A 5,969-nucleotide genomic window follows, 5' to 3' on the forward strand; every position below is an offset into this window, starting at 1 on the left:
CTCCTGGAAATACTGTAAACAACGCTACTGATTTCTACACGTACTGTCCGTCGAACCTGATTTTCAGGCGTGAACGGCAGGCTGTCGGATTTGTTTTCAAGAATTTGGTTTTTCGCGGGAAGACTAGTATAAAATCCCACTTTATTTTTTTCTCCCCGTCCTTATCCCATGCGCCTGACCCACATCAAACTCTCCGGCTTCAAATCTTTTACCGACCCGACCACGATTCATGTTCCAGGGCAGCTTGTTGCGGTTATCGGGCCGAACGGCTGCGGCAAGTCGAATGTGATTGACGCGGTGCGCTGGGTGTTGGGTGAGGCTTCGGCGAAGCAGCTTCGCGGCGAGAGTATGCAGGACGTGATTTTTAACGGTGCGGCGACGCGCCGTCCTGCGCCGAGGGCTTCGGTGGAGCTGGTGTTTGACAACAGCGACCACAGTTTGCAGGGGGCGTGGGGGCAGTATGCCGAGGTGAGCATCAAGCGGCAGTTGACGCGTCAGGGCGAATCGACTTATTTCATCAACAATCAGACCGTGCGCCGCCGCGACATTACCGATTTGTTTCTGGGTACGGGCGTGGGCGCGCGCGGTTATGCCGTTATCGAGCAGGGGATGATTTCGCGCATCATCGAAGCGCGGCCGGAGGAGTTGCGCGCCTATATCGAAGAGGCGGCGGGCGTGTCCAAATATAAGGAACGCCGCAAGGAGACGGAAGGTCGTCTGAAAGATACGCGCGAGCATTTGCAGCGTTTGGGCGATTTGCAGAACGAGTTGGCGCGTCAGGTGGAAAAGCTGGAGAAACAAGCCGAAACCGCCGAACGTTACAAATCCCTGACCGCGCAGTTGAACCAACAACAGGATTTGCTCGATTACGCCCAATGGCAGCAATCGCTTGCCGCCGCCGACAAGGCGACCGCGCAGCATCAGTCTTTGCAGGCGCAGCAGGACGAAACCGCCGCGCAGGTTCAGGCGTTAAACGACGAAGTACACGCCTTGCAGACCGCCGAACAGTCGCAGCAACAGGCGGTACACGAATTGAGCAACAAACGCGGCGTGTTGCGCGAGCAGATTGCCCGTTTGGAAGAACAAATCCGCCATCAGCAAAACCTGCACCAACGCATCGAACGTGACAAACAGGCGGCACAGGCGCAGATGCAGCGCATCCATCAGGAGCAGCAGCAAATCCGCGTGCAGCTTGAAGAAAACGAGTTGCAGGCCGAAGAAAAGCAAACCGAATTGGCAGAATGGGCGATGCAGGTTGCCGAACACGAAGAGCGTCTGCCCGAATTGGAAGAAGCCCAAGCCACGCTTAACGCCGCCTTCCAAACCCAGCAGGACGAGGCAAACCGCATCCGCCGCGAACTGGCGTTGAAGCAGCAGCAGCTTGCCCATGCCGAACAAACCGTTGCCAAGCACGAAGAGCGCAAAGGTCGTCTGAAACAGGAAAATCAAGCCCTGAACCTGCCCGACGAAGCCGAAACCGCCGCCGCGCAGGAAGCCGCCGCCTTGTTGCAAGGCCAGCAAGAGCATTACGAAGAACAAATCATTGCCGCCGAAGAAGCCTTACACGCCGCCCGCCAGGCGTTTCAGACGACCTCAGACCGCTTCCAAAGCCTGAAACAGCAACACATCACCTTGCAGGCGCAGCAGCAGGCGTTGTCGCAAATCCTGTCGCAACAGCAGGAAGCCGCCGACTTCTGGCAGGCAACCGACCACGCCGCCGCGCCGCAACTGTGGCAACACATCACCGCGCCCGCCGAGTGGCAGCACGCCTTGTCCGTCATCCTTGCCGAACGCCTGCACGCCCGCGCTGTGCCGCACGGCTTCGTGCCGCCCGCGCCGTTGCCGCAGGGGCAGGCGGCATGGCTTTCAGACGACCTCTCCGGCGGCATCAAAAAATCCCTGCCCGTACAGGCATTGCTGAACCAAATCCAAGCACAGCCGCCGTTTCAGACGGCATTGCACCACTGGCTCGACGGCGTATTGTGCGCGCCCGATTTGAGCTACGCCCTCGCGCATCAAAGTGATTTGGGCGCACACCAAATCTGGCTCACGCCCGAAGGCCATCAGGTCGATAAAGTCAGCGTCCTGCTCTATGCCAAACCCGCGCAGGAAAGCCTGATTGCCCAAAAAGCACGCCTTGACGGCATCGCGTCCGAACTGGAAAACCTCGCCCCCGAACTCTCCGCCGCCGAAGCCGCGTTCAAACAGGCGGAGGCTGCCGTGCGCTCGTCCGAAGTGCAACATAAAAACCTGATGCAGCAGCAACAGCAGCACACGCGCCAATACAGCCAAGCGCAGCAACGCGCCGCCGAACTCTTGGCGCGCACCAACCAAGGGCAAATCCGCCGCGAACACATCGAGCGCGAACTGGCCCAGTTGGCGGAAGAACAGACCGCGTTGCAACACACGTCCGATGGGCTTTCAGACGACATCGCTACTTTGCAGGAAGCCGCCGCCGAACTCGAACACCAACAGCAAACCACCGCGCACAGCCGCCAAGAGCAGCAAGGCCGTCTGAAACAGGCGCAGCTTGCCCTGTTGGAAGCCAACCGCCAATACGGGTTGGCGGAAGTCGCCGTCCACAAACTCAACCAGCAAAAACAAAACTACCAGCAGCAAATCGCCCGGCTCGAACAGCAAACCCTGGACTGGCAGGAACGCCAGCAAGAGCTTGCCCTCGCCTATGAAACCGAGTTCCAAAACGACGAGCAGCACATCAAGCTCGACGAGTTGACCGAAGCCGTGCACACGCTGGACGAAGAATACATCGCCGTGCAGGAAAAACTCGCGCAGATTCAGGAACAGGGCAGGGAGCAATACGCCCGCGTACAAACCCTGCAAACCAAGCTGCCGCAGCTTCAAGCCGCCACCCAAACCGCCCTGTTGCAGCAGCAGGAAGCCCTGATTAACGCCAAACGCTACCATCAAAACCTGACCGAACGCGCCGTCGATTTGGACGCGCTCGAAGCGTTGGCGAAAGAATCGCCGAAAGTGTTGAACAGCAGCATCGGCAGCCTCACCCAGCAAATCGAAGCCCTCGGCGCCGTCAACCTCGCCGCCCTGCAAGAACTCGAAGAAGCGCGCGAACGCGACGGCTACTACCGCAGCCAGAGCGAAGACGTACAGGCCGCCATCACCCTTTTGGAAGAAGCCATCGCCCAAATCGACGACAAAACCAAAGAGCGTTTCAAAGAAACCTTCGACGCCGTCAACGGCAAAGTCCAAACCTTCTTCCCCACCCTGTTCGGCGGCGGCGAAGCCACCCTCAAAATGATAGGCGACGACCTCCTGACCGCCGGCGTATCCATCATGGCGCGCCCGCCCGGCAAGAAAAACAGCACCATCCACCTCCTCTCCGGCGGCGAAAAAGCCCTCACCGCCATGAGCCTCGTGTTCGCCCTGTTCAGCCTCAACCCCGCCCCCTTCTGCCTTCTGGACGAAGTCGATGCCCCGCTGGACGACGCCAACACCTCGCGTTTCTGCAACCTGGTCAAAGAAATGTCGGCGCAAACCCAGTTCCTCTACATCTCCCACAACCGCCTGACCATGGAAATGGCGGAGCAGCTCGTCGGCGTAACCATGCAGGAAAAAGGCGTCTCTCGCGTCGTTGCCGTGGACATCAAGCAGGCGTTGGAAATGGCGGAACCGTGATGAGGTGGGGGAATTTTGATTGAGCTTGATACGGAAAGGTCGTCTGAAAAACGAAATCAGGTTTCAGACGACCTTTCCGTGAATTGAAATAGGGCGTTGGATTCAGATTTCAAACTGCTATTGTTTGGGGGATTAAATTCGTCTCAATACAAAGATTCAAAGAATTGCACCAACCGTGCCAGATTTTATAGGGGTAAACATGAACGAAACCGAACAAGTTTGTTTTAATGAAAAACGTAGGCAGCATTTTTTGAGTGAGGAAAGATTTAATAAATTTAATAATTATTTTCTGGAAGCTATTCCTGAATATAATAAATGGAAACTCTCAGATGATTTGGCATTAAGATTTTTATCTAGGCAACAAGCAGAAACCTACTGGGATTATTTGAAAATTATATATACAGCAGGTAAACCGATAGAGGATTTAATTCCTATTCTAGAAAAATTTTTAGCTTCAGAGGAAGAGATAACCAAATTCTGGCAGCAAAACAAAGTGAAATTAAACGATATCGGCTACTATACCAGCCCGATGCCGTGGTGTGATGTTGAGCATTACCTTAAAACGCTGCACCTTATCGCGCTTTGCTACCTCCTGCAACGCGAAGACCTGCTCCCGCGCCTGCTCGAAGTCATCCTTGCCAATGCAGAAGGCGATTTAGAACCTGATTCCACTATTGAAGACTTTTTGGACTACCATTTTAAAAATCGTCCCGATCCGGATTATGTCCAAATGGGCAAACACGCCATTTTATTCGGCGAAGCGATGCGTGGCGAAACCAAAGAAGAACAATTGGAAGAACTCAACGCCTACCTCAAAGACTGGTATCGCGAAATGGTCGGCATGAGCGACCTTGAATACCAATCCCACCTCGATCCAGAACAGAACGGTTATTGCGGTTACTGGGCATTCGAAGTCGCCGCCATCGCTTATCTTGACGATTTGGACGATACCGAATTGCGCCAATCTCCTTACTACCCCAAAGATATGATTGACTGGGCGAGGGAACAGAAGCGCAAATGTGAAGACAAAGGTAAAGCTGATTAGTTTGGAAAAGTTTAAAGATTAAAAGGTCGTCTGAAACTGATCAGCAGAATCAAGAGAGTGTCGACCAAGCCAAATTTTACGGGAGTAAACATGAACGAAAACGAGAAAATTCCTTTTCATGAAAAACGCAGGCAAAATTTTTTGAGTGAGGAAAAATATCAGAAAGAGAAAAATGGATATTTATCTAATTTAAAATTTTGGGATAATAATTGGCAGAAAAGTATTTTAGAATCAAAACATCTATTTCGCTATAAATTTTCCGAAGTATTTGATTATTTGAGAATATGCTATACAGTGGGCGAGTCGATTTCCCTTTTGTCTCCTATGCTGGACAAAATTGTCTCTACATTAGAAGTTTCCACCAAATTCTGGCAGCAAAACAAAGCCGAATTAAACGAAATCGGCTACTACACCAGCCCGATGCCGTGGTTTTATGTCGAATACTATCTTAACACTCTGCACCTCATCGCGCTGTGCTACCTCCTGCAACGCGAAGACCTGCTCCCGCGCCTACTCGACGTCATCCTTGCCAATGCAGAAGATGGGCTTGAGCCTGATTCGACCATTGAGGATTTCTTCTACTACCGCTTCAAAGACCGTCCCGACCCCGATTATGTCCAAATGAACGACCATGTCGTTTTGATTTCAGACGCCATCCGCGAAAAAGATAAGGCTGAAAAACTCGCCATTCTCAACGCCTACCTCAAAGACTGGTACCACGAAATGGTCGGCATGAGTGACCTTGAATACCAATCCCACCTCGATCCAGAACAGAACGGTTATTGCGGTTACTGGGCATTCGAAGCCGCCGCCATCGCTTATCTTGACGATTTGGACGATACCGAATTGCGCCAATCTCCTTATTACCCCAAAGATATGGTTGATTGGGCGAGGGAGCAGAAACGCAAGCGTGAAGGAAAAGGTCAAGCTGATTAGTTTGGAAAAGGTTGAAGATTAGAAGGTCGTCTGAAAATATGTTTTCAGACCACTTTTTTATGAATGGAGTGGTAAATTAAATGCCATTTAAACTATGCCATTTGTTGAAAATAGTTAAATGTATAGAAAAATAGGAAAATAATGAAGATAATGCTGACGGAATCGTTATACTCAAAAAAGATACGATATTTACCGATATTATAATAAATATCAATAGGATGAAAATATGAATTGCAAAAATATCAACCGTAAAAATAAAGTTATTGTTTTATTTATTGGAATATTATTACTGGCTGGTGGTTATCATCTAACGCAGAAGAAATATCAAATGTATGTG

At 51.7% G+C, this 5,969-nt stretch carries 3 protein-coding genes; all 3 read left to right on the forward strand.

What is annotated here, in order from left to right; genetic code table 11:
- Positions 1-168: 168 nt before the first annotated feature.
- The 3 genes from smc (at position 169) to HMPREF1051_RS04430 (ending at position 5,632) form a co-directional block, all read left to right on the forward strand.
- Positions 169-3,651, forward strand: a complete 3,483-nt coding sequence (smc, locus tag HMPREF1051_RS04420; protein WP_003764930.1) for a chromosome segregation protein SMC — start codon at positions 169-171, stop codon at positions 3,649-3,651.
- A 493-nt stretch (positions 3,652-4,144) separates the two neighbouring features.
- Positions 4,145-4,696 (forward strand): PoNe immunity protein domain-containing protein, encoded by a 552-nt coding sequence (locus tag HMPREF1051_RS04425; RefSeq protein ID WP_231286255.1) that lies wholly within the window; start codon positions 4,145-4,147, stop codon positions 4,694-4,696.
- A gap of 324 nt (positions 4,697-5,020) precedes the next feature.
- Positions 5,021-5,632: a PoNe immunity protein domain-containing protein gene (locus HMPREF1051_RS04430; RefSeq protein ID WP_231286256.1), complete on the forward strand. Its 612-nt coding sequence runs from the start codon at positions 5,021-5,023 to the stop codon at positions 5,630-5,632.
- Positions 5,633-5,969 lie beyond the last annotated feature (337 nt).

The sequence above is a fragment of the Neisseria sicca VK64 genome (genome assembly GCF_000260655.1).
Lineage (GTDB): Bacteria > Pseudomonadota > Gammaproteobacteria > Burkholderiales > Neisseriaceae > Neisseria > Neisseria sicca_B.